Source organism: Clostridium sp., assembly GCF_036642255.1.
Lineage (GTDB): Bacteria > Bacillota > Clostridia > Clostridiales > Clostridiaceae > Clostridium_J.
In genome coordinates, this window is sequence record NZ_JAVWDJ010000053.1 from 1 (window position 1) to 24,396 (window position 24,396).

Annotated in this window: 21 protein-coding genes and 1 tRNA gene; 7 read left to right on the top strand and 15 right to left on the bottom strand. The window is 30.2% G+C overall.

Translation table 11 applies throughout. The annotated features are described in order from the left end of the window. Positions 1-16: 16 nt before the first annotated feature. Both RR409_RS18190 and RR409_RS18195 read right to left on the bottom strand, forming a co-directional pair. Positions 17-682 (bottom strand): site-2 protease family protein, encoded by a 666-nt coding sequence (locus RR409_RS18190; RefSeq protein WP_332559195.1) that lies wholly within the window; start codon positions 680-682, stop codon positions 17-19. 102 nt (positions 683-784) lie between these two features. Continuing rightward, complete coding sequence (locus tag RR409_RS18195) at positions 785-2,161, bottom strand: PhoH family protein (protein WP_332559196.1); 1,377 nt, start codon at positions 2,159-2,161, stop codon at positions 785-787. Between the two features lie 190 nt (positions 2,162-2,351). On the opposite strand from RR409_RS18195, the gene RR409_RS18200 reads away from it, so the two are divergent. The 3 genes from RR409_RS18200 to RR409_RS18210 all read left to right on the top strand — a co-directional run bounded on the left by RR409_RS18200 (position 2,352) and on the right by RR409_RS18210 (position 4,364). Beyond that, positions 2,352-2,768: a Fur family transcriptional regulator gene (locus RR409_RS18200; RefSeq protein ID WP_332559197.1), complete on the top strand. Its 417-nt coding sequence runs from the start codon at positions 2,352-2,354 to the stop codon at positions 2,766-2,768. 108 nt (positions 2,769-2,876) lie between these two features. Next, on the top strand, positions 2,877-3,821 hold the full coding sequence (locus RR409_RS18205; RefSeq protein WP_332559198.1) for a hypothetical protein: 945 nt from the start codon (positions 2,877-2,879) through the stop codon (positions 3,819-3,821). 168 nt (positions 3,822-3,989) lie between these two features. After that, positions 3,990-4,364 (top strand): polymer-forming cytoskeletal protein, encoded by a 375-nt coding sequence (locus RR409_RS18210; RefSeq protein WP_332559199.1) that lies wholly within the window; start codon positions 3,990-3,992, stop codon positions 4,362-4,364. A gap of 121 nt (positions 4,365-4,485) precedes the next feature. On the opposite strand, the gene RR409_RS18215 is transcribed toward RR409_RS18210, so the two are convergent. The 12 genes from RR409_RS18215 to RR409_RS18270 all read right to left on the bottom strand — a co-directional run bounded on the left by RR409_RS18215 (position 4,486) and on the right by RR409_RS18270 (position 17,569). After that, entirely contained in the window at positions 4,486-5,298 is an 813-nt protein-coding gene (locus RR409_RS18215) for a hypothetical protein (protein ID WP_332559200.1), read from the bottom strand. A 194-nt stretch (positions 5,299-5,492) separates the two neighbouring features. After that, positions 5,493-5,717 (bottom strand): hypothetical protein, encoded by a 225-nt coding sequence (locus tag RR409_RS18220; RefSeq protein ID WP_332559201.1) that lies wholly within the window; start codon positions 5,715-5,717, stop codon positions 5,493-5,495. A 68-nt stretch (positions 5,718-5,785) separates the two neighbouring features. After that, positions 5,786-6,028: a hypothetical protein gene (locus RR409_RS18225; protein WP_332559202.1), complete on the bottom strand. Its 243-nt coding sequence runs from the start codon at positions 6,026-6,028 to the stop codon at positions 5,786-5,788. A 178-nt stretch (positions 6,029-6,206) separates the two neighbouring features. Beyond that, the gene (locus RR409_RS18230) at positions 6,207-6,629 is read right to left on the bottom strand and encodes a hypothetical protein (RefSeq protein ID WP_332559203.1); all 423 of its coding nucleotides are present in this window, start codon (positions 6,627-6,629) and stop codon (positions 6,207-6,209) included. 420 nt (positions 6,630-7,049) lie between these two features. Then, a complete protein-coding gene (locus RR409_RS18235) occupies positions 7,050-7,781 on the bottom strand; it encodes a CPBP family intramembrane glutamic endopeptidase (RefSeq protein ID WP_332559204.1) in 732 nt (243 codons plus the stop codon). 170 nt (positions 7,782-7,951) lie between these two features. After that, complete coding sequence (yihA, locus tag RR409_RS18240; RefSeq protein ID WP_332559205.1) at positions 7,952-8,575, bottom strand: ribosome biogenesis GTP-binding protein YihA/YsxC; 624 nt, start codon at positions 8,573-8,575, stop codon at positions 7,952-7,954. Between the two features lies 1 nt (position 8,576). Beyond that, the gene (lon, locus tag RR409_RS18245) at positions 8,577-10,898 is read right to left on the bottom strand and encodes an endopeptidase La (RefSeq protein WP_332559206.1); all 2,322 of its coding nucleotides are present in this window, start codon (positions 10,896-10,898) and stop codon (positions 8,577-8,579) included. 327 nt (positions 10,899-11,225) lie between these two features. Continuing rightward, positions 11,226-12,917, bottom strand: a complete 1,692-nt coding sequence (lonB, locus tag RR409_RS18250) for an ATP-dependent protease LonB (RefSeq protein WP_332559207.1) — start codon at positions 12,915-12,917, stop codon at positions 11,226-11,228. 304 nt (positions 12,918-13,221) lie between these two features. Continuing rightward, entirely contained in the window at positions 13,222-14,514 is a 1,293-nt protein-coding gene (gene clpX / locus RR409_RS18255) for an ATP-dependent Clp protease ATP-binding subunit ClpX (RefSeq protein ID WP_332559208.1), read from the bottom strand. A gap of 18 nt (positions 14,515-14,532) precedes the next feature. Beyond that, the gene (gene clpP, locus RR409_RS18260) at positions 14,533-15,117 is read right to left on the bottom strand and encodes an ATP-dependent Clp endopeptidase proteolytic subunit ClpP (RefSeq protein WP_332559209.1); all 585 of its coding nucleotides are present in this window, start codon (positions 15,115-15,117) and stop codon (positions 14,533-14,535) included. Between the two features lie 135 nt (positions 15,118-15,252). Further along, positions 15,253-16,545, bottom strand: a complete 1,293-nt coding sequence (tig, locus tag RR409_RS18265) for a trigger factor (RefSeq protein ID WP_332559210.1) — start codon at positions 16,543-16,545, stop codon at positions 15,253-15,255. 208 nt (positions 16,546-16,753) lie between these two features. Further along, entirely contained in the window at positions 16,754-17,569 is an 816-nt protein-coding gene (locus RR409_RS18270; protein ID WP_332559211.1) for a hypothetical protein, read from the bottom strand. Positions 17,570-18,595: 1,026 nt separating this feature from the next. On the opposite strand from RR409_RS18270, the gene pflB reads away from it, so the two are divergent. From pflB to RR409_RS18290, 4 genes are all read left to right on the top strand, one after another. Then, positions 18,596-20,824, top strand: coding sequence for a formate C-acetyltransferase (gene pflB, locus RR409_RS18275; RefSeq protein WP_332559212.1), 2,229 nt, complete (start codon positions 18,596-18,598; stop codon positions 20,822-20,824). 203 nt (positions 20,825-21,027) lie between these two features. Further along, complete coding sequence (pflA, locus tag RR409_RS18280; protein ID WP_332559213.1) at positions 21,028-21,777, top strand: pyruvate formate-lyase-activating protein; 750 nt, start codon at positions 21,028-21,030, stop codon at positions 21,775-21,777. Between the two features lie 317 nt (positions 21,778-22,094). Next, positions 22,095-22,544 carry a hypothetical protein gene (locus tag RR409_RS18285; RefSeq protein WP_332559214.1) on the top strand — a complete coding sequence of 150 codons (450 nt, stop codon included), beginning with the start codon at positions 22,095-22,097 and terminating at the stop codon, positions 22,542-22,544. Between the two features lie 203 nt (positions 22,545-22,747). Further along, the gene (locus RR409_RS18290) at positions 22,748-23,827 is read left to right on the top strand and encodes an AI-2E family transporter (RefSeq protein ID WP_332559215.1); all 1,080 of its coding nucleotides are present in this window, start codon (positions 22,748-22,750) and stop codon (positions 23,825-23,827) included. Between the two features lie 356 nt (positions 23,828-24,183). On the opposite strand, the gene RR409_RS18295 is transcribed toward RR409_RS18290, so the two are convergent. Continuing rightward, a tRNA-Arg gene (locus RR409_RS18295) sits at positions 24,184-24,260 on the bottom strand. Positions 24,261-24,396: the final 136 nt, after the last annotated feature.

Sequence of the window (24,396 nt, forward strand, 5' to 3'; positions counted from 1 at the left end):
TTTTTTCTCTCCTTGTTTAAATTATCGAAATTAAGAACTTTATAAATGTATTATATAAACTTATACCTGGCACTCCTACTATAAAATTCAATATAGACATCCCGTTAAATATAGGTAGTATTAATAACATGAATATTGCTATCTGATATTTATATATGTTAGGTGACAACTTATAAATAAATTTAGGGAATAAATCACTTACCACATGAAAACCATCAAATCCCGGTATAGGTAAGAGGTTAAGGAAAAACCAAACACAGTTTAATAACGCAGCATTTTGTAGGATATCGCTAACTACAATATACAAATTCATGTTAGTGTTTTTTAATTCTCCAAAAAACCTATAAAATATCACCAATAATATAGTCATAATTAACCCTAAAAGTAAATTTGCTATTGGTCCAGCTATAGATACCTTTAAATCATCTCTATGAAAATTTTTGAAGGCTTTTGGATTTGTTATAACAGGTTTTGCCCATCCAAACCCAACTAATAGAATCATAATAAAGCCTCCAACATCTACATGTGCAAATGGATTTAGTGTAAGTCTTCCTTGAAGTTTAGGAGTATCATCCCCAAGTTTAACTGCCATTACTGCATGTGCATATTCATGAAAAGTAAATGCTAACAAAATAGCAGGAATTATTAATATTTTATCTAACAAATAATTATTGACATTCATTTAGAATCTTCCTCTCTAAAGTCATAAGTAAATTCATTATATCATACTCTTCTAAAAATGGAATTATAGAAATAAAAAAAGGCCAAAGGCCTTTTTAATTTGTTATAATTTTTGTGCAGCCTCATAGGATAAGGCAGACCTTTCACATTCATCAAACTTTAAAGTGACCTGATAACATAACTCGCTACCTTTCATTTTTTCAGAAGCATAACACAATCCGTTAGACCTTGAATCCATAAATGGATGATCTATTTGATCAGGGTCCCCAATAAGTATTAGTTTAGTACCCTCTCCAACCCTTGTAGTTATTGCTTTAACTTGCTTTGGAGAAAGATTTTGTGCTTCATCAATAATAACCCAATTCTTCACTATAGAACGTCCTCTTAAGTATGCCACTGCTTCTGTAGTAATTATTCGCCTATCAAATAGTTCTTTTATTTTATCTTGTAATTCTTTTTCATTTTTATATCTTTCCTTTTCATCTGAATCCACAAGGATTTCAAGATTATCGAAGATTGGCCTCATAAAAGGTGCAATTTTCTCCTCTTCTGATCCTGGTAAAAACCCGATTTCTTCATCCATGGTTACATTAGGTCTGCATACTAAAATTCTCCTAAACTGTCCAGTATTTTCTTCTATAATTTTTTGTAAACCTATAGCTAGCGAAAACAAAGTTTTAGCTGTACCAGCTGGCCCCTTGATAATAACTAACGGAGCCTTAATTGCATCTGTGTATAAGGCTTCTAACATAAATTTTTGTCCTACATTTCTCGGTGTCACTCCTAAGGGTTTTATATCTTTATAGTATAAAGGTACTATTCTTTTTCCATCATATCTTCCCAAAGCAGTTTGTTTTGTGTTTTCCATTGAATGCATTAATACAAATTGGTTTGTATAGAGTTCTGGCTCATAATAATCTTCAATCTCAGAAGAGTAGCATAAGGCTTCTGATGGATCTAGAGTTTTTTTTGTATAGAACTCTTCAATTTTATAAGAGGGAACATATACTTCAATTCTTCCAGTATATTGGTTGTCATTTTCTGGAACTACTTTTTCATAAAAATCTTCACTCTTAATATTTACTGTGTCAGCCTTAATTCTTTCAAAGATATCTTTTGTAATGAGAATTACATCTTCCCCAAGATCCTTTAAGGCCTTGCATACCTGTAGTATCCTATTATCAGGTTTTTCTTTTTCCCATGACGGTGGCATCACAGTGTCATAATGGTTCATTTCAACTCTTAAATTACCACCACCTGGGAGAAGAACCCCTTTACTTAGGTTCCCTTCCTTTCTCAACCTATCAATAATTCTTGCTGCATGCCTTGCATTAGCTCCTAAATCAGTCTTATCCTTTTTAAAATTGTCCAGCTCCTCAAGAACTACTTCTGGTATCACTACATCATTATCCCCAAAAGATAATAATGCTCCTGATGAATAGAGAATAACATTGGTATCTAATACGTAAGTTTTATTCAAAGCAACTTCTCCTCCTCTCCTATATTACTAATATATGTAAAACATTATATAATTGAATAAAAATATATTTATTTTGAAAAATATTTTTATCAATTTTATACATTTTTCTATATTTTTTTCATATAATTCTTTTGACAATGGATAATATTTATTATATAATAAATATAATCAAACAGTGAGGTAGATCAATATGGATAATTTCACACAAGTTTTTAAAGAAAAAAAATTAAAACTTACCCCTCAACGTATAGCTGTTTATAAATACTTAAAATCTACTAAAGAACATCCTTCTGCTGAAACTATTTATAAAGCACTCCAGGAGGAGTATCCTACAATGAGTCTTGCTACTATTTACAAAGCATTAAAAGTTTTAGTAGATGTAAATCTAGTGCAAGAAATAAATGTAGGAGAAGGAAACTTTAGATATGATGGAAATGTTGAGACACATTCTCATATTCATTGCATAAATTGTTTTAAAGTAGATGATATTGAAGGAATTTCATTTTCTTTTTTAAATGATGAAATTAAAAATCATACTAAGTATAATATTCTTTCTAATCAAGTATACTTTTATGGACTATGCGAAAAATGCAATAATGAAAAATAGTACTTTTAAAGGATTAGCATGCAGCTAGTCCTTTTTTTTTCTATAAATTTAAGTTTGTAATAATTAATACAAATAACTGCACATATACTTTACTATAGGGGGGATTTTATGAAGATAAGAAAAATAATATTAGAAGAAAAGCATTTTTATGCTTATACCTTATCTGCTTTAGTTGTGTGTATTCTTTTTTTGGCTGTAAGATACTATTCAGTATCAACACCAACATTTTTCACACCTATGGAAGATAGCAAAACAATACAGGAAGATCTCAATGGTGATAGTAAGAAGGATATATTATATGTAAAAAGAGATGACAAAGTTTATTATGTTCAAATTAATCTTCATGATGGTACTAGTTACGGATTAGATGCTAGTAAGGAGTTTCCAACCTTAGGTGAATCAGTAAGCACTTGGCCCATGAGAGTAAGCATACTAGACGCTTCAAGAAATAATATAAAAGAGATCTTTTTACAATCTTCCTTCCATGGAAAACCAATTCAACACATATTCGCTTGGAATGATAAGAATTATGAAGACATCTTTTGTTCCAACAACAATATACTGGGCTTTGCTGATATTAAAAATAATAAAACTCCTAAGATAATTTCTGCCAACATTTCAAATGGACAAATATTTTATAATAGTTATATTTTTATAAAAAATACCCTTAAGAAATTTAACTATGAATATCCAATAAACTACATGGGTAGCAATGTAATTATTAATTTTTTATCTTTAATACAAAGCTTTCCAAATGATGCCCTAGCCCTGCCATCTTATTTTCATCATGGTATTAGTGGAAATGATTTGAATTTGCTTTATGGAGCTGCTAACAATAATATGTCTTATTCATTTCAAGATGGGTCCTTTAAAGATTTGAGCTGGGACTCAAACGGTATTCCTCACGAAGTGAAGTGGACTCTTAACTTTAAAGCTACATCTTTATCAGATGATAAATTAACGAAAAATATGACCTTTGATTTAGTGCTTACAAAATATACTGAGCCTGATGGGAGTCTTTCCTATAAAATCACATCTCTTAATTTGAGATAAAAAAAATTGGGACCATTACAGGTCCCAAGGGGGATGGGGGGGTCTCTAAAATTAATATTTTAGAGATTATGGAGATTTCAACTCCTATTACATTAATATTGTTAACCGTTTTGAATAATTTATACACACTGAATTAAATTTAAAAAATAATTTGTTGGAGGTTACTATATGTTTTATGATAAAGAAAAAAATATAAATAAAATTGAGACCTTAGTAGGAGATAATTGCCATGTTATTGGAAACTTTTCTGGAACAGGAATAATAAAAATAGATGGTATAATTGATGGAGATATTCTTTGGCAAGATGATGTAATAGTTGGTCCTGATAGCGAGATTAATGGAAATATATTGTGCAATAATGCCTTTGTAAATGGTACCGTAAATGGAAATATCAAATGCAAAAATATCCTTACTATTCAAAACCAAGGAAAAGTTAAGGGCGATATTATTGTGAAAAAGTTAGTTATTAATGAGAGTGGATTGCTAGATGGTAAATGCACCATGCTTAATCTCGATGAGACTCAAGAAAGCTCAAGTAATTAGGATGAACTTATTTTTCTCCTAGTGTGATTAAGATTATTTAAAAAAAACTCAAAAACACATAAATCGGTGAAGATTTATGTGTTTTTATTTTAAAAACTTTACTGAATCGTCAAACACATATTTAATTGGTTAAAAGTTTTTCCAGTGCTTTAAGTTTACTAGGTTCAATAAGCTTAATTAGAACACCTACAAGTTCATAAAGTTCCTTTTCAGTTAAGTTCATATTTTTCCTAAATATATTTTCCTCAATGATATCATTTTCTTCTACAGTTGTTATATTTCCATCTTCATCTTCTATTCCCTGATTTTGAAAAGTTATATTGTCCAACTCAATATTGTTAAAATCTATGTTGTCAAAATCAAAATTACTTAAATCCATATTATTTATACTACTTAGTATGGAATTAAAATCAAGGCTAGATAATATTTGCTCAATTGATTGTTCTTGTTTTCTAACTTGTTCAACTACAGGTTCAGATTTAGGTTGCGCTTTCGTATTATCATTTTTAAGTAAACCATTAAACACATCTCTTAAAGCATCCATGTCTGACTCACTTATGTTTGAAAGCATATCTTTTAAACTACTAGCTTGGGGTTGCGGTTGCTTAGGCTGTTGAGCTTGTGCCCCAGCACCTGTAAATCCTTGCAATGCATTCATTATTCCACCAATACCACCTAATGCTGATAGTGGATCTCCTCCTTGTTGACCTCCGCCACCCATTAGACCTGACAATATTGATGACATTCCATTCCCTGCACCACCAGAGCCACCTATTCCTCCCAGTGAAGAAAGGATTCCTGCTAGACCATTCATTCCACCACCCATACCTCCGCCCAACATATCTCCTAGGCCTCCTAGACCAGGCATTGGTGCTGGCATTTGCTGACTAATCATTTGATCATTCTGTCTTCTTCTATGCTTATGCTTTCCCATATACTCACCCCTTTAAATATTGAAGGGCAATTTCATACCCTACTTTAAATTTTAACTTTATCTTTAATTTTAAAAAGCAATCCATGTTTGCACATGGACTGCTAAAACTCTTATCTTTCTAGAAACCCCCCACAATGGGCTATGGTTTGCACATCTACCTTATCTTCTGTTTACTTCTAACTTACTAATTTCTATTAGCAGCAGCATCCGTCATAGTTGTTTCTTCCATTATTATATGGTGAAACACCTTGATTACCTGAATTACGTCCACATAACCACCATAAGAATAACAGTGTTAATGCATTTTTAGCAACTGGATTACATGAAGTATCAAGTAAACCTAGATTATTTAATATGGCAATTATTAATAAAATTGTACATGGTTCTAAACCAAATCTTTGATTTCCGCATCCACACATGGTTTCTCTCTCCTTTGCAATGAATTGTTTATTAGATTATTTTGTAGTTAATTAATTTCTTTCGTTAATTAGCAGCAGCAAACTTTTATTTTTTTCTTTTTGCAGCATTTACGAGGTCTTTCTTCTCTTATTCCAGCTACATTACTAACGTTACCTTTATTGCATCCACATAACCAGTAAAGAAGTAATAAAGTTAATGCATTTTTAGCTTGAGGTGAGTCATTTAGTAATCCCTGATTGCCTAGTATTGCAATTACTAGTAAAATTGTGCAAGGTTCAAAATTAAATCTTTGATTTCCGCATCCACACATGGTTAAATCCTCCCATTTTAAATTTATTTTTTTCTTAGCTTTTAGTTTATTCTTGATACTTTATTAAATAGAGTTGCTTTATTCCTTTGTCTTCTGATTATTTAATATATTTTTTTTATTGTTACTTTAATACTATTCTTTAGAGCTTTACTTACTTTAGTAATTATACTTAGTTTCTTTAGCAGCCTTTTCTAACAAGAAAAATTGCAGCCAAGATTGCTATTGTGCAGATGTTTATTCCACAGCCTGAGCCACCAAGTAATCCTCCACCATAGTTATTGCCATATCCATAGTTTCCATAGCCGCCTCTACATAAGCAACAAGGATCTATTTCTACACAACAACAATCTTTACATTTGTGTTTTTTGTGTTTCCCACAGCAGCAGTCATCATAATCATAATCATAATCACAGCAGCAGTTATTGTCACCGTAGCCATAACCTCTACGGTTACAATAGCAACTAAAGAAAATTAAAAATAAGATTACCCATATTAATAACTTTCTGTTACCACCTAATAATGATGATATTCCTGATGTGCCTTCTGCCTGTGAAGAATCCATTCCTGATAATAAATTTAAAAGACTTGAATAATTTTCCACAGCTCTTCCTCCTTTACCAGAAGACTCAGTTAATTTTTATCTTTTGTCTAATATATACTATGGAATCTCTTTAGTTTTTGACACTGCTATAACTTAAAGTTTTTTATAAATTATTTCATTAGTTCCTTAGATAGATTTTTCTATTCCTTTGCCTAATAATATATTATTAATATCTATTTATTTTGTTACATATGATTTAAAGATTTTTGGAAAATATAAAACAGCCATAAATTCTTGCGAATCTACAGCTGTTTTGGTTTTTAAATTCATATTATTTATTCCATATGGAAGATTTACCATATAAAAAGAATCAGTATTAAAATTTGATTAGCTTTTTAAAATTAAATACACTCAGTGTTATTTATAATGGCCAGTTGACACTTTATTTATATTTTGTAGTATAAGAATTATTATCTGAATTTATTGGATTAACTTTGAAATAAATAGTAAAGTTGTAGTTATCATATTTACAAAAAAATGATTGAACACTGCATACCAAAACCCTCTTTTTTCTATTAAGTAACAATTATAAAAGCTTATGGCAAATAACATCCCTAGTGCAGCTAAATTATAATGCACCGTAGCAAATATTAAGCTCACAATAATTGAACTTATAACAAATCCAAGTTTCCCTTTAAACTTTCCTCTTAGTAATTTACTAAATAAAACATATCTAAAAACATACTCCTCTACAATTGGAGCAAATATTACAGCAGAAGGTGCAGCAAGTAAAAATTTTAATATATCGTAACTAGCTAAAACATTAACCACTTCTTGCTGCTCCAACTGAAAATTTAATAATTTCAAAATAATTTGGCTTATTAATGAAATTGCAAATACTATTCCATAGCCAAACGCAGCATATTTAAATGCATTAGTCAAACTAAAATCGTTTAATGAAAACTTATAACTGTAGTAATCATCCCTTAGATATGTATTTCTTTTCATTTTTATTATCATTATTATTATAAGTATAAAAGGTAGTATATTTGTTTGCATGCTTGGCAGCACAAAAATCATAATAATATATGCGATTGAAATTAAAATATTAATTGGCTTAGAATAACTTCTCCATTTTGTGTTTCTAGCAAAAGCAATTAGTGGTATTAAATACACTAACACTATTATAAAAACATTGATTATCACTTCCATAAGATCCTCCTGTTTAGGTGTTTCACTACTAATTTATGCTTTTATATTAATAGTATACCAAAGTGGTAAAAATAAAAAGTACCTTTTCAGGCACTTTTTATTTAACATATATTGGTTGTAAATTATTTACTTGAAGTTATTTTTATAAATATCTTCTTCTAACACTATAATTATTTCTCTTCCATACCTAATAATTCTTCATCACTTACAATTTCTATATCTTTAAAAAGTTCATTTAATAGGTCTTCTTTTCCTTCTTTTTTCAGTGATGAGAAAAAGATAATCTCTTGGCTTTTATCAAGATTTAAAGCTTCTCGTATGACCTTAATACTCTTTTGAATCTCATTTCTTGTAAGCTTATCTTTTTTTGTAGCTACTACAACAACTTCGTATCCATAATGTTTAATCCATTTGTACATTAAAATATCATCTTCTGTAGGCTTGTGCCTAGAATCTACTAAAAGTGCTACTTTTTTAAGCTGTGGTCTATTAATAAGATATAGCTCCATCATTTTTCCCCAAGTGGCTTTCTCACTCTTCGAAACCTTTGCATATCCATAACCTGGTAAATCTACGAAATAGAAGCCATTATTGATTAAAAAGAAGTTTATTAATCTTGTCTTTCCTGGCGTTCCACTGACCTTTACCAGTTTTCTTCTATTGGTAACTGTATTTATTAATGATGATTTTCCAACATTTGAGCGTCCAACAAAAGCAATTTCAACTCTTCCATCCTGTGGATATTGCTCTGGCTTCACAGCAGAAATGATAAATTCTGATTGTTTAATTTCCATTTTATATCTCTCCAATTAATGCATTTTCTAATACATCTTCAACTTTTTCTGCGATCACAAATTTAATTTTTGATTTAACTGACTTTGGTATCTTTTCTAAATCCTTTTTATTATCTTTCGGAATAATAACTGTTTTTATTCCCATTCTATATGCTGCTAAACTCTTCTCTTTTAGTCCTCCTATAGGAAGAACTCTACCCGTTAACGTAATCTCTCCTGTCATAGCTACTTTATGATTAACCTTTCTTTCACTAAGAGCTGAAATCATAGCAGTAATCATAGTAACTCCTGCTGATGGCCCATCTTTAGGAATAGCTCCTTCAGGTATATGTATATGTATATCCTTATTTTTATAAAAGTTTTTATCAATTTTATATTTTTCAGCATTTGATCTTACATAACTATACCCAGCTTTAGCTGATTCTTTCATAATATCACCAAGTTGCCCTGTAAGTTGGAGCTTACCATCACCTTCCATTACAGTAACTTCCACAGGTAAAGTATCTCCTCCATAACCAGTCCAAGCTAGTCCAGTAACTACACCAATCTTATCTTCCTCTTCTAGATCGTCATAGCTATATATAGTAGGGCCTAAATATTTCTTAACAGTAGCTGATGTTATTGTAAGACTTTCTTTATCCTTTTCTACCATTTCAGTAATAGCTTTTCTTATTATTGAAGAAATTTTTCTATCAAGGCTTCTTACACCTGATTCTCTAGTATAATTTTCTACTAATGTAGTAATAGCATTATCTTGAATGGTCAATTTTTCGCTATCTATACTATGTTCTTTGAGAAGTTTTGGAATGAGCTTATCTTTAGCAATTTTGAATTTTTCTTCTGACGTATATCCAGATACCTCAATAATCTCCATTCTATCTAACAATGGTCTAGATATAGTATCCAATGAGTTTGCAGTAGTAATAAACAATACCTTAGATAAGTCAAAGTCAAGTTCTAAATAATGATCTCTAAAAGTAGAATTTTGTTCACTATCTAAAACTTCAAGCAGTGCATCTGCAAGACTTCCCTTAAAATCTGCTCCCATCTTATCTATTTCATCAAGTAAAAACAGAGGATTTTTATATCCTGCCTGCTTCATAGCATAGATTACTCTTCCAGGGATAGCCCCTACATAGGTTTTTCTATGACCTCTTATTTCGGCTTCGTCTTTAACTCCACCAAGACTCATCCTTACGAATTTTCTTCCTAGAGCATTTGCCACAGATTTCGCTATAGAAGTTTTTCCAACTCCTGGTGGTCCTACTAAACAAAGTATTGGTCCCTTAAGAGTCTTACTAATTTTTCTAACTGCTAAATACTCTATAATTCTTTCTTTAACATCTTCAAGGCCATAATGCTCTTCATCCAGTACTTTTCTTGAATTTTTTATATCCAAGTTATCTTTTGAAAACTTGTTCCATGGCAATTCCAAAATCCAATCCAGATAAGTTTTAATAACTGAACTTTCTTGACTGGAGGCTCCTAAAGTTTTTAACCTATTAAATTCATATAAAGCTTTTTCCTTTACATCCTTTGGAAGTTTAGCTTTATATATTCTATCTTCATATTCATTTATCTCCCTAGTACCCTCGTCTTCTTCACCCAGTTCTTCTTGTATAATTTTTAATTGTTCTCTAAGATAATATTCCTTTTGAACTTTGTTTATCTTGTTTTTTATTTTACTTCCAATTGTCTTTTCTATTTTAAGTACTTCAATTTCATTTTTAATTATAATAAGAAGCTTTTCTAGTCTTTCCTTTAAATCTATTGCTTCTATCAATTCTTGCTTTTTATCCGGTTTAAGCATTAAAAATGCACTAATAATATCACAATATCTTCCCACATCATCTTCTTCTTCAAGTTCCATTAAAATTTCAGTTAAGCCTTCTTCACTTAATTCTATGTACTCATCGAAGCTTTTTTCAATAGAATTTCTGTATGCTTTGCATTCTACCTCATTCTTACATGGTATATCAGCTAATACTTCTACTTCACCATGGAAAAACTTTTCTCCATTAACAAACTTTCTTAGTTTTGCTCTTTTTTCTCCCTCAACTAATACTCTTAAGTGATCTCCTGGTAATTTTACGAATTGTTTAATATGGCATAAAGTTCCCATAGTATATATCTCATCTTCAGATGGCTCTTCAATTTTTGCATCTTTTTGCGCCACTAAGAAAATCTTTTGATCTTTTTCCATCGCTTCTTCCACTGCAGCAACAGATTTACCTCTTCCTACATCAAAATGTAAAACCATATATGGAAATATATTTACTCCTCTTAAAGGAATTAAAGGAAGTTGCAATAACTCATTGTCCATTTTTCTCCCCTCTTTTCTATATTTATTAAGTAAACTATATAGATAAACTTATTTAGTAATTTATTCATATTGGAATAACTCACATCCAATATTGTTATTAACTATTATTATTATCAAATTATTAGTTACCCTAAGACTTATATATTATACATATAAAAACTAGTTTTTTCAATGAAAATTGGAGTAAACTGTTAATTTTCTGCATAATAAGTTAATTCGCAAAAAAATATTTACATAGGATCAATAAAATATAAATACTTTTTGCAACAAGTTTTTTATATTTTATCAATATTCCCAATGTAAATACTTTTTATAGTTATATTATATTTATGCATCCAGTGGAGTAGCTGATAACATATCTACTTTTTGCTCCATATTTTCAACACTAATATGAATTATTTGTTCTTTTAAAATGGCTTCTTCTATTACCTCTTTAATGGAAGATACAGGTACCACCTTTAATCCCTCTATACTTATAAAGCTATCTTGCCAGTTATCCTTTGGTATTAACACTTTTGTAGCTCCAGCTTTTTTAGCCGCTTGTACTTTAGCATTTACACCACCTACAGGTTTTACAGTTCCATGAATAGAAATTTCTCCAGTCATAGCAATTGTATTATCTACACACTTTCCAGTAATTGCACTAAATACTGCAGTTGTAATAGCAATACCAGCTGAAGGACCATCTACAGGTGTTCCTCCTGGGAAGTTAACATGAATATCATAGCTATTAATATCGATATTATAAAATTTTCTAAGTACAGTAACCATATTTTCCACCGAACACATAGCCGTACTTTTTCTTTTCATTTTTTTGTTGTTATCTCCAAGTTCCTCTTCTTCCACGATTCCAGTAATTTTAACCATTCCTAATTCTGACTTAGATTTTATTGCGCTTGCTTCAATTTCCATTACAGCTCCCATATTTGCGCCATATACAGCAAGGCCATTTACATACCCAATTTGCGGTTTTTCATTAATCTTTTTATCTGGGCGCGGTGAGTACTGACCATTTTCAATTACCCATTCTACATCACTAACTGTTACACTTTTTCTTTCCTCATTTATTGCAATCCCTGAAGCTAACTGAATTAAATTAACAGCGTCTCTTCCATTTGTAGCATACCTTCCTACAATTTCCGCTGCCTTTGTCTCAAGACATAATCCAATTCTGTTAATAGCCTTTTGAGCTATCGTTTCTATTTCTTCTGGCTGAAGACCTCTAAAAAATACTTCTACACATCTTGATCTTATAGCCGGAATTATTTCTTCAGGATTTCTTGTTGTTGCACCAATAAGTCTAAAATCCGCTGGTAAACCTTCATCAAATATTTCTTTTATATATGAAGGCATGTTAGGATCTTCTGCATTATAATATGCACTGTCTAAAAACACTTTTCTATCTTCAAGAACTTTTAAAAGCTTATTCATTTCAATAGGATGAAGTTCACCTATTTCATCAATAAATAAAATCCCTCCATGTGCTTTAGTTACCGCTCCAGGTTTCGGTTGTGGTACACCAGCGACTCCCAGAGGCCCTGCTCCTTGATATATAGGATCATGGACTGATCCTATAAGAGGATCTGCTATTCCCCTCTCATCAAATCTAATTGTAGTTGCATCAATTTCAATAAATTTAGATTGAGGACCAAAAGGTGAAGTAAGTCTTTTTTTTGCATCCTCTAAAACTAATCTTGCTGCTGCAGTTTTTCCAACTCCTGGCGGTCCATAAATTATAATGTGTTGGGGGTTAGGGCCACAAATTGCTGCTTGTAGGGCCTTAATTCCTTTTTCTTGACCAATAATATCCTCGAAGGTAGACGGACGACTTTTTTCTGTAAGTGGCTCTGAAAGACTTATGCTTTTCATTCTTCGTAAATTTTCTATTTCCTTTGTATTTTCTTTATTTACAACTACTTTAGAACTTTGTTGTCCTTTTAAGGCATTAAAAAAGTACAAGCCTATTACTACTGTAAAAAACAGCTGAATTAACATTATTATTATTGTTGCTGATCCCATAAATATCTTAGTTTAACGCCAATTAAACTAACTTCCCTCCCTTATTGTTATTTAGACTATTAATATACTACTAGTCTTTACAAATAAATGGATTTATATTCTAAAATATAGAAAATATTAGAAGCATTTAATTGGTTTTATAATTTAAAAAACTTATATATTCAGATTATTATAGCTGGTTAAAGTTAGCCTAAAGTTAATTTTTAAAAGTAAATTTACTTTTAAGTAGATTTAATAATAAATAAGTTTCTCGTAAACTTATTTCAGGAAATAAAAAAACTGCTGTTGTTACAGCAGTTCTTCCTTAAGCTGGTTCCGAACCTCTTTTAGGCTTGTTTTTGTTCTCAAGTTTAAGTGGTTCTCTTTTACCATTAGGCGCTAATACATACTCCGGTGTCTTACTTTCTAGTGTTTCTTCATGTATTATTACTTTTTCTATTTCTTCTCTTGAAGGCACTTCGAACATAATATTTTTCATAACATCTTCAATTATTGCTCTAAGTCCCCTAGCACCTGTATTTCTCTTTATTGCTTCTTTAGCAATTGCTTTTAATGAAGCCTCATCAAAATCAAGTTGCACATCATCCATTTCTAACAGTTTTTTATATTGCTTAATTAGTGCGTTTTTAGGCTCACTTAATATACTAATCAATGCACTTTCATCAAGAGCATCTAAGGTAACTACTATTGGTAGTCTTCCTACAAACTCTGGAATTAAACCAAATTTCAATAAATCTCCTGGCATTATCTGTTTTAATAATACGCCAACGTCTTTATTTTCTTTTGATTGAACTTCGGCACCAAATCCTATAGAAGATTTCTGAGTTCTTCTTGTGATAATTTTTTCTAATCCATCGAAAGCTCCACCACAAATAAACAATATATTAGATGTGTTAATTTGAATAAATTCTTGGTGTGGATGCTTTCTTCCACCTTGTGGTGGCACAGATGCCACAGTACCTTCAAGAATTTTTAATAGAGCCTGCTGAACTCCTTCACCAGAAACATCACGAGTTATAGAAGGATTTTCAGATTTTCTTGCAATTTTGTCAATTTCATCGATATATATAATACCTTTTTCAGCCTTTTCAATATCATAATCAGAATTTTGAATTAACTTTAACAATATATTTTCTACATCTTCTCCAACATAACCAGCTTCTGTTAATGTTGTAGCATCAGCGATTGCAAATGGTACATTAAGCATTTTAGCTAAGGTTTGTGCAAGTAGTGTTTTACCAGACCCTGTAGGTCCTAATAATAATATATTACTTTTTTGTAATTCAACATCTCCATCACTTATTGGTGAGTTTATTCTCTTATAGTGATTATAAACTGCAACTGCTAAGGACTTTTTAGCATCATTTTGACCTACTACATATTGATCTAGATATTTTTTAATTTCACCTGGTTTAGGTAGTGTATCCATGTCAATTTGTACATCACCATCACGCTCATCAATGATAATCTCAGAGCAAAGTTCTATACATTCATCACATATATATACTCCCGGTCCAGCTATAAGTCTTCTAACTTGCTCCTCACTTTTCCCACAAAAGGAACATTTGAACTTTTTCTTTTCATCATTTCTTGGCATGCCAACACCCCTTTAAAGCTATTTCTTTTTATCAATTACCTCGTCAATTAAACCGTATTCTTTAGCTTCTTCTGCAGACATGAAATAATCTCTTTCAACGTCATGACTAATCTTCTCAATTGGTTGACCTGTTCTTTCACTTAAAATTCTATTAAGTGTTTCTTTAGTCTTTAGAATTCTTTTTGCATGAATATCTATATCAGTAGCCTGACCTTTAAATCCACCTAATGGCTGATGGATCATTATTTCACTGTTAGGTAATGCAAATCTCTTGCCTTTTGCCCCAGCAGCTAATAAAAACGCACCCATAGATGCTGCCATGCCTATGCAAATAGTTGAAACATCAGACTTTATATAATTCATTGTATCATAAATAGCCATACCAGAAGTAATTGATCCCCCTGGACTATTTATATATAAATATATATCTTTATCTGGATCTTCTGATTCTAGGAATAAAAGTTGTGCAACAACTAAACTTGCTGTAGTATCGTTAACTTCATCCCCTAAAAAAATAATTCTCTCTTTTAATAGTCTTGAGTAAATATCATAGGATCTTTCACCCTTACCAGTTTGTTCTACAACCATAGGAACTAAACTCATAAAACACCCTCCTTAAATAGCAATAATTTTTAGGCTACAATTTAATTTTAACCTTATTATATATTTTTAACCTTATTTATTTAAAATTAATTGCCAGCATATACTGGCAATTAATTATTTATTTATATTCTATTATTATACAGCTTTGCTATTTTCAACTACTAAATCTTTTACTTTTTCATTTATAATTTGAACTTCTAAATAATCTTTTTGAACTTCAACTAAACGCTCAGCAGTTTTTTCTACTTCTTCTCCACCATAATATGATGTTGCGATTTCTTTTGCTTTAGCAGTAATTTCATCTTGTGAAGCTGTAATTCCTTCAACTTGAGCAATTTTGCCAATAACTAAATCTGTTTTTACTTTGTTTAATGCAACATCTTCCATTTGAGCTCTAAATTTTTCTTCTGATGTGTTTGTAAATTTGTAATAAGTTTCTAAATCTAATCCCTGATATTTTAATCTCATTTCTAAGTCTTGTATCATTCCATCAAGTTCTTTATTAACCATAGCCTGAGGTATATCTGCAGTTGCGTTAGAAACAACTTTTTCTATAACTGAATTTTCAAATTCGGTTTTAGCTTTTAGTTCATTAGCAGCTTGCATTTTGTCTTTAATATCATTTCTTAATTCTTCTAGAGTTTCGAATTCAGAAACTTCACTTGCAAATTCATCATTTATTGCTGGAAGTTCTTTTTTCTTTATTGCTTTAACTGTAACTTCAAATCTAGCAGCTTTTCCATTTAACTCTTCTCTTCCATATTGCTCAGGGAATGTTACATTAACATCCTTGGACTCCCCATTTTTTAATCCAATTAATTGTTCTTCGAAGTTGTCAATGAAAGTTCCTGAACCTATTTCTAGTTCAAAATCCTTTCCTTCTCCACCCTCAAAAGCAACATCATCGATGAATCCTTTGAAGTCTACAACTGCCATGTCTCCATTTTCAACTGTGCCATCTTCTTTAGTTTCAACTCTTGCATTTTGGCTTTGTAACTCTTTTAATCTATTTTCAATCTCTTCATCAGACACTGAATAACTCTCTTGTTTAACTTCAACGCCTTTGTATTCTCCTAGCTCTACTTCTGGCATTACTGGAACAGTGGCAACATAAACAAAATCTTTTCCCTCACCAATTTCAACTATATCTATTGATGGATAATCTACTGGATTTATATTATTCTCCTCTAAAACTTGAGGATAAGTAGTTTCATATATAAAGTTAATAGCATCTTCATATAATGCTCCTTCTCCATAATATTTTTTTATTATGTTCATTGGAGCTTTTCCTTTTCTAAATCCTGGTATATTAAATCTACTTGCATTTTTTGCATAAGATTTTTTTAATGCCTCATTAAACTTTTCTACTTCTACTGTTACTTCAAACTTTACAACGTTTTTTTCTAATTTCTCCATTTTAACGTTCATTATTTCTTCCTCCTAATAACTGACTCAATATTCATTTTTTAAATTATAACATAGATTACATAAATTATATAGCAATAAAGTTATATATTTCAATAATAAACAATAATTTACTACATTATCACGTAATTTATATTTAGTACAATAATTATACTCAGTAGATTATACAACAAAATTATTCCTATTTACAAGTTTTTTTCCATAGATTAAATTACATACTAACTGTACCATTTGCATCTATGTACATAACATTATTATCTATAGTCAGGGTTATACCCTTTGGAGTATGTTCTCCGAATTGAAAATTAGCACCTTTTACCTTAGTATAACTCTTATGCTCCCTTGTCTGTGTATCAATAATCCATAAATACCTTGTTCCACTATTATTAATCCATGGTAAGTTGCTGGAATATGCTATATGAGTATCATCAATAAAATTTGGTTTTTCTACCCATACGTAGTTATCCATTTGAGCTAATATATCATCTTTCTTAAAAACTTGTTTTTTTGTTGAAATGTACTCTGGTTTTGTAATTTTACTTATATTCCTGTTCAGATCTATTAGATATAAATCTTGATATGTACTATCTAAAACTACTATCTTATCTTTTGATGGAGATATACTAGAAGTAATGTTTTCATCTCCTAAAACCTCTTTAAATGTGGCTGTATCATTTTCGATAAGATAGGTAATTTTTATATTTTTATCACCATATAAATTCAAGTCAAAGGACTCTTCTTTTGATTTTTCTTCAGGTATTTTATCTTTTTCAACTGTTTCATTACCACTGTTATCTTCTGGAATTACTGCATCTTTCTCATCTTCTAAACTTTTTTTATTTTTTTCTTCCATTTTTGCAGATTCCATTGTTTCTTTGATACTTGAAGTTAGTGAGTTTATACCTCCACTCAATATAATAACTGTCATGACTATTCCAATTGTTGATATAGCGATTATGTATTTTAGCCTTCTTTTTCTTATTTGCCTACGATAATTTCTACTAAACATACTTGGTCTTCTACCCACAAAAATCTCCTCCGTTATTAACAATACTATTTTTACGAGTTCTTATACTGCTGAAAGTAGTTTTTTCACATCTGTTTCATCATTTTTACGAATTTTTATGAAAACTACACTGTTATGCATAGAACTACGAAAGTTTCTTGAGTTTTTTAAGTTTTACGAAATAAATTTCGCATAACTTAATGATTAAACAAATTATTACTTATAGTTTTATAATTTTAGCAACCTCAATAAAAATCATTAACATAAAGATTATACTATGTTTTAGGACTATTTAAAATTTATTCTTCTATAATAATCCATTTAATTTATTATAACTCATATATGAAAATATTAGTATTTTTTTCATATTAAATTATAAATTAATATTTTTATAGCTCACTCTTCTTTAAGTTACCAAATAATAATTTATTTTATTCAAGCTTTAAATTCTAACTACTTTAATTGTGATTTTTCCCAATATGAATTTTTATTAATTATTAAAACTATAGAAAACTTTAGTCCTATATTCTAATGTTCTACTAAAAATACATTTTTTTATTTGTAAATTTAAGTCCAATATCTGTATTATTTTTCTGTTGTACCTGTTATATTTTAATTTATTGTTAACTTTTCGTCTCTTTTTTCTTAATAATTTTCCTTTTCCTTTTTAAACCTTTTCATTTTTGAAATTATTTGTTAACCTCCAAATGCTTGTATTCATGAGAGTTCATAGAGTTTTCACGCAAATATATTTTTGATTTATTTTACATAAAGGTTATTATATACTATTTTCATTTCCAAATTTTCTGACTTTGAAATTATATTGAAAAGGGGTTGAAACAATTCTGTTTCAGTAGTACAATTATAACAGAAAGACAATTATTATTATTTATAGATAACTGATGTAAATTACTTTATTTATAGATTGTTACATAATTATTTTTATATTTTAAGATTTTATACACAAAAAAATAATTGTCGATTAAGTAAAATTATTAATTCTGTGTGTAATTAATTTAATTGCACTATTAAATAGGAGGAAAATATATGTTTAAACAATGGGAAAATTTCAAAGGTGAACTTTGGCAAGAAGAAATTGATGTAAGAGAGTTTATCCAAAAAAACTATACTTTATATGAAGGAGATGACAACTTCTTAGTTGGCAAATCTGCTAAAACTACAAAAGTATGGGAAAAAGCTCATGCATTAATATTAGAAGAAATCAAAAAAGGTATAATCGATGTTGAAGTTAACGAAGTTTCAGGAATCAACAATTATGCTGCAGGTTACATCGATAAGGATAATGAAGTCATTGTAGGATTACAAACTGACGCTCCATTAAAAAGAATTGTTAACCCATTCGGTGGATATAGAATGGTAGAAAATTCTTTAGAAGCTTATGGATACCATATTAAACCTGAAATAGCTGAATATTTTAGTAAATATAGAAAAACTCATAACCAAGGTGTATTTGATGCTTACACAGCTGAAATGAAAGCTGCAAGAAGTGCTGGATTAATGACTGGTCTTCCAGATGCCTATGGTAGAGGAAGAATTATAGGTGACTATAGAAGAATAGCTTTATATGGTATTGATTTCTTAGTTGAAATGAAAAAACAAGATGCTAAAAACTTAAAAGGTCATACTACAGATGAAATGATAAGATTAAGAGAAGAATTATCTGAGCAAATCAGAGCATTAGCTGATATAAAAGCTATGGCAGCATCTTATGGTGTTGATATTTCTAAACCTGCTGCAAATGCAACTGAAGCAGTTCAATTCTTATACTTCGGATACTTAGCAGCAATAAAAGAAAATAACGGTGCTGCAATGTCACTTGGAAGAGTTACTACTTTCTTAGATATATTCATAGAAAGAGACCTTCAAAATGGTGTAATCACTGAAGAACAAGCTCAAGAAATTATAGATCAGTTTGTAATCAAATTAAGACTTGCAAGACACTTGAGAACGCCTGAGTATAATGACTTATTTGCTGGGGACCCAAACTGGATCACAGAGTGTTTAGGTGGAGTTAGTATAAATGGAAAGCCACTTGTAACTAAAACTTCTTTTAGATTCTTACACACTTTAATAAACTTAAACCCTGCACCTGAACCAAACATGACAGTTTTATGGTCTGAAAAGTTACCAGAAAACTTTAAAAAATATTGTGCTAAAATGTCTATCTTAACTGATTCAATTCAATATGAAAATGATGATGTAATGAGACCTGTTTATGGTGATGACTATGCTATAGCTTGTTGTGTATCGGCAATGGAACTAGGAAAGAGAATGCAATTCTTCGGAGCAAGAGCTAACCTTGGTAAATCATTACTTTATGCTATTAACGGCGGTATTGATGAAAAAACTTTCAAGAAAGTTTGTGATGTTGTACAACCAATCAATGATGAAGTTCTTGATTACAAAGCAGTTAAAGCTAACTTCTGGAAAGTTCTTGAGTATGTTGCAGACCTATATGCAAACACAATGAACACTATCCACTACATGCATGATAAATATGCTTATGAAGCTGGACAAATGGCTTTACACGATACAAAAATTAAAAGATTCATGGCATTTGGTGCTGCTGGATTATCAGTTGTTGCAGACTCATTAAGTGCTATAAAATATGCAAAAGTTACACCGATTAGAAACGAACAAGGAATAGCAATTGACTTTAAAATCGAAGGCGACTTCCCTAAGTATGGAAATGATGATGACAGAGTTGATGATATTGCTGTTGAAGTTGTTAAGAAGTTTTCTGATGAACTTAAAAAGCATCCACTATACAGAGATGCTGAGCATTCATTATCAATATTAACAATCACATCTAACGTAGTATATGGTAAGAAAACTGGTTCAACTCCAGACGGAAGAAAAGATGGAGAGCCATTTGCACCAGGAGCTAATCCAATGCATGGAAGAGATGAAAATGGAGCATTAGCATCACTTAACTCAGTGGCTAAAATTCCATATAGAAACTACTGTCAAGATGGAGTTTCTAATACATTTACTATAGTTCCAGAGGCACTTGGAAAAGATGAAGACACAAGAATAGATAATTTAGTATCTATAATGGATGGATATTTCGGACAAAGTGCTTTCCACTTAAATGTTAACGTGTTAAATAGAGCAATGCTTTTAGATGCTGTTGAGCATCCAGAAAAATATCCAACATTAACTATAAGAGTATCTGGTTATGCTGTTAACTTTAACAGATTGACTAAATCTCAACAAATGGAAGTTATCAGCAGAACTTTCCACGAAACAATGTAATAGCTAACATTTCATATAAATATAAGTTTTTTAAAAATAGGAATTAAATATCCTAAGTATATGGTTGAAGTACCTGTGATTGATTCCAGGTGCTTCACATATATTAAAAACTTCATTTTATACTAAAGTAAAAATTATATTTTTATTTCAGTATGCAATGAAGCAAGGCTTAAGTATTCCTAACTAATAAGGAGGAATAAATTATGATAAAAGGTAGAATACATTCAATAGAGAGTATGGGCCTCGTAGATGGACCAGGTATTAGAACAGTAGTATTTTTTCAAGGCTGCAAATTAAGATGTGCGTATTGCCATAATCCCGATACATGGAATTTAAATGGTGGCATGGAAGTCACTCCTGAAGAATTAATGAAGAAAATTCTGAGATTTAAACCTTATTTCTCTCGTTCTGGCGGTGGAGTAACCTTTTCAGGTGGAGATCCATTAGTTCAACCTGAGTTTTTATTAGAAATGCTTAAATTATGTAAAGCAAATGGTATTCATACAGCAATTGATACCGCTGGTTATGGTGATGGTAACTATGAAGAAATATTAAAGTATACGGATTTAGTATTATTAGATATTAAGCATGTAAATAGTAATGGCTATGTAGTTTTAACCGGGAGAGATACTAAGGATGTAAATTTATTTCTTGAAGCTCTTAGAAGCTCGAAAACAAGAGTTTGGGTGAGACATGTTGTAGTACCTGGTTATACAGATACAAATGAACACATGGATAAAATCGCTGGAATAATTAATGAAGAAATTCCTAATGTAGATAAAATAGAATTACTTCCCTATCATATTCTTGGAGTAAATAAATACGAACAATTAAACATTAAATACAGGCTTGAAGGTGTTCAGCCAATGGACAAAGAAAGAACTAATGAACTTCAACAATATCTCACCTCTTTAGTTCAATATAATAAAGAAGTTATTTCTAAGATTTCCTAACGAAAGGGCTGCTTAATGCAGCCTTTTTTATTCTGATAACCTTATACACATTTATGACTTTAGAGACTTGATTTTGAAACTATAAAGGATACATCAATATACATGTGTATAACTTTCCATTAATTTCAATTTATATAATACTTTTCCACATTATCCCCAATTTTATCCACATTTTGGGAATTATTTACCAAACTTTGCATATACTAGTAGTTCACGTTAAACTTTTCATTTACATATATACCTATTTATGCGATAATAAGCTTAATATACTTAATATTTCGATAATATATAACATATACTTTTAAGGGGGACTTTTTATGAAAAACAACTCAATCGCCTTCGGAAAATACATTGATGACCATAAGATTCAGATGAATAAGGGAGTAAATGTAGATGAATTTACTATATTCTCTTTCCCTGAAAAAATAATTATAGATGGAGTAGAAAAGCAAGTCTTAGGTGGAGGAAGTGAACGAAGAGCCGTTATCGCTCTTAGAGATGATGATACCTTAGTTGATATATTCTGTTTTCATATAACAAGTACTCCTAATGACGAAAATATCAAAGCTAGATTATATGAGTTATTTAACGAATTAAATTCAACATATAAATATATTAGTTTCTTCGAAGATAAAAATGTAGTTAGCGCTAAGATATGTATACCTTTTAATAACAACTTCGATGCAGAGCTTGTTTTCGAAATGCTAGCAGTGATATTCCAAGCTGTAGAGCAAGAATACCCAAGAATTATGGCCAGAATTAAATAACGTTAAGCTCATACTTCTCGTATGAGCTTTTTTATTTTATTGTGCTAAACGTACTAAATACCCTTAAATAATATTAAATCAATCAAATATTTTATTATCATGTTAATTTAACTCATGCTTCCTTTTGTTTGCTTTTATTTTCATTTATTGGTATATTATAGACTATATTTATTATATGATTATTATTTACAAGGAGGTCTCAAATGTTAAAAAATACCAAATTAATATCAACCTTAATTATAATAAATTTGTTTTTACTTATTGCTTTCTTATTAAGTAAAATGCCTTTTATATTCACTCCATTTCGTACCGTTATAAGTGCCATGTTTATTCCAATAGTATTAGCCATATTCCTCTATTATATGGTTAGACCAGTAAAGAGAAACTTAGAGAAGTTCAAGCTATCAAGTGTTTGGGCAACAGTTATATCCATATTATTGATAATTGTACTATTAATTTATATAGTCACTTATTCTTCTTCAATTTTTGCATCTCAAGGTGAAAGTTTGATCAATACCTTAACAACCTCTGTGCAAAGTTTAAATACTAAATACGGATATATCTTTCCTCAGTTAAACCAATACTTTAATCTTAATGAAGCTATACAAAAGGGAATTAATTTTATTTCAAATTCTTTTGCTGATATAAGTAAAAATGTATTTGTGGTAGCTAGTTCTATAGGTAATTTTTTCGCACAAATAGTTTTAATTCCTATTATAATGTTTTATATTTTAAAGGATGATAGACAAATTTACGATACCTTCTCCTCTATGTTGCCATCAAGAATAAAATCCTTTGTTCTTAAAATACTACACGAAATAGATACTGTTTTAAAGCAATATATTACATCACAAGTAATGGTAGCTTGTGTTATTGGGTCACTGATGTTTATTGGTTATTTAATTATCGGAATGCCTAACGCTCTTGTATTAGCCTTATTCTCACTTATAACAGCTTTTATTCCTTTTTTAGGGGTAATACTTGGTATTCTACCTGCTGTTCTTATTGCTCTTGGTATGGGCTTTGGTATGATAGTAAAAATTCTTATATTAACCGTAATCGTTCAACAACTTGAAGGTAACGTTGTTACTCCTAATATTACTGGGAATCAACTTCATATGCACCCACTTACTACTATACTTGTAATCACCATTAGTGTTTACTTTGGAGGTTTTTTTGCAGCCTTTCTTGCGGTACCTATCTATAACATAGTAAAAATACTTATTAAAAACTTTTATAGTTATTATATTAAAAAGACTGAAAGTTCTATAGAAATAAAGTAATTTAAATAAAGAAAAAAAGATAGTGAAATTCACTATCTTTTTTTCTTTATTTAAATATTGTATTTTTTATTTTTCTTTTCTAATTTGCAATCATTAGCCTGTAGTAATACTTTTCTAAAATAATACGAAGTTCATTTTAAAACTTTCCAAGGCATATCCTATTACCTTTAATCAATCTCATTATATTATATTTAGATCCTCCCTTTAGATGTTCAATATATAATTTACTATAAAGTTAAATCATAAAAATAAATATCTCAAAAGCAAAAAAACTTACAATGTTCTGTAAGATTTCTAATAAATATCTATTATTTTATACATCAATGAGATTCTATTCTTTTGATGACTTTGCTTTGTGGTGCACCCAACAGGAGTTGAACCTGTGGCCTTTGGATTCGAAGTCCAGCGCTCTATCCAGCTGAGCTATGGGTGCATATTGCTTCAAATTTTTCCATAGCCAGTGCTAAGTCTTCATCTTAAGTGTAATGTTATATTTATTTTAAAATTAAATAAATGGAGCGGGTGAAGGGAATCGAACCCTCGTAACTAGCTTGGAAGGCTAGCACTCT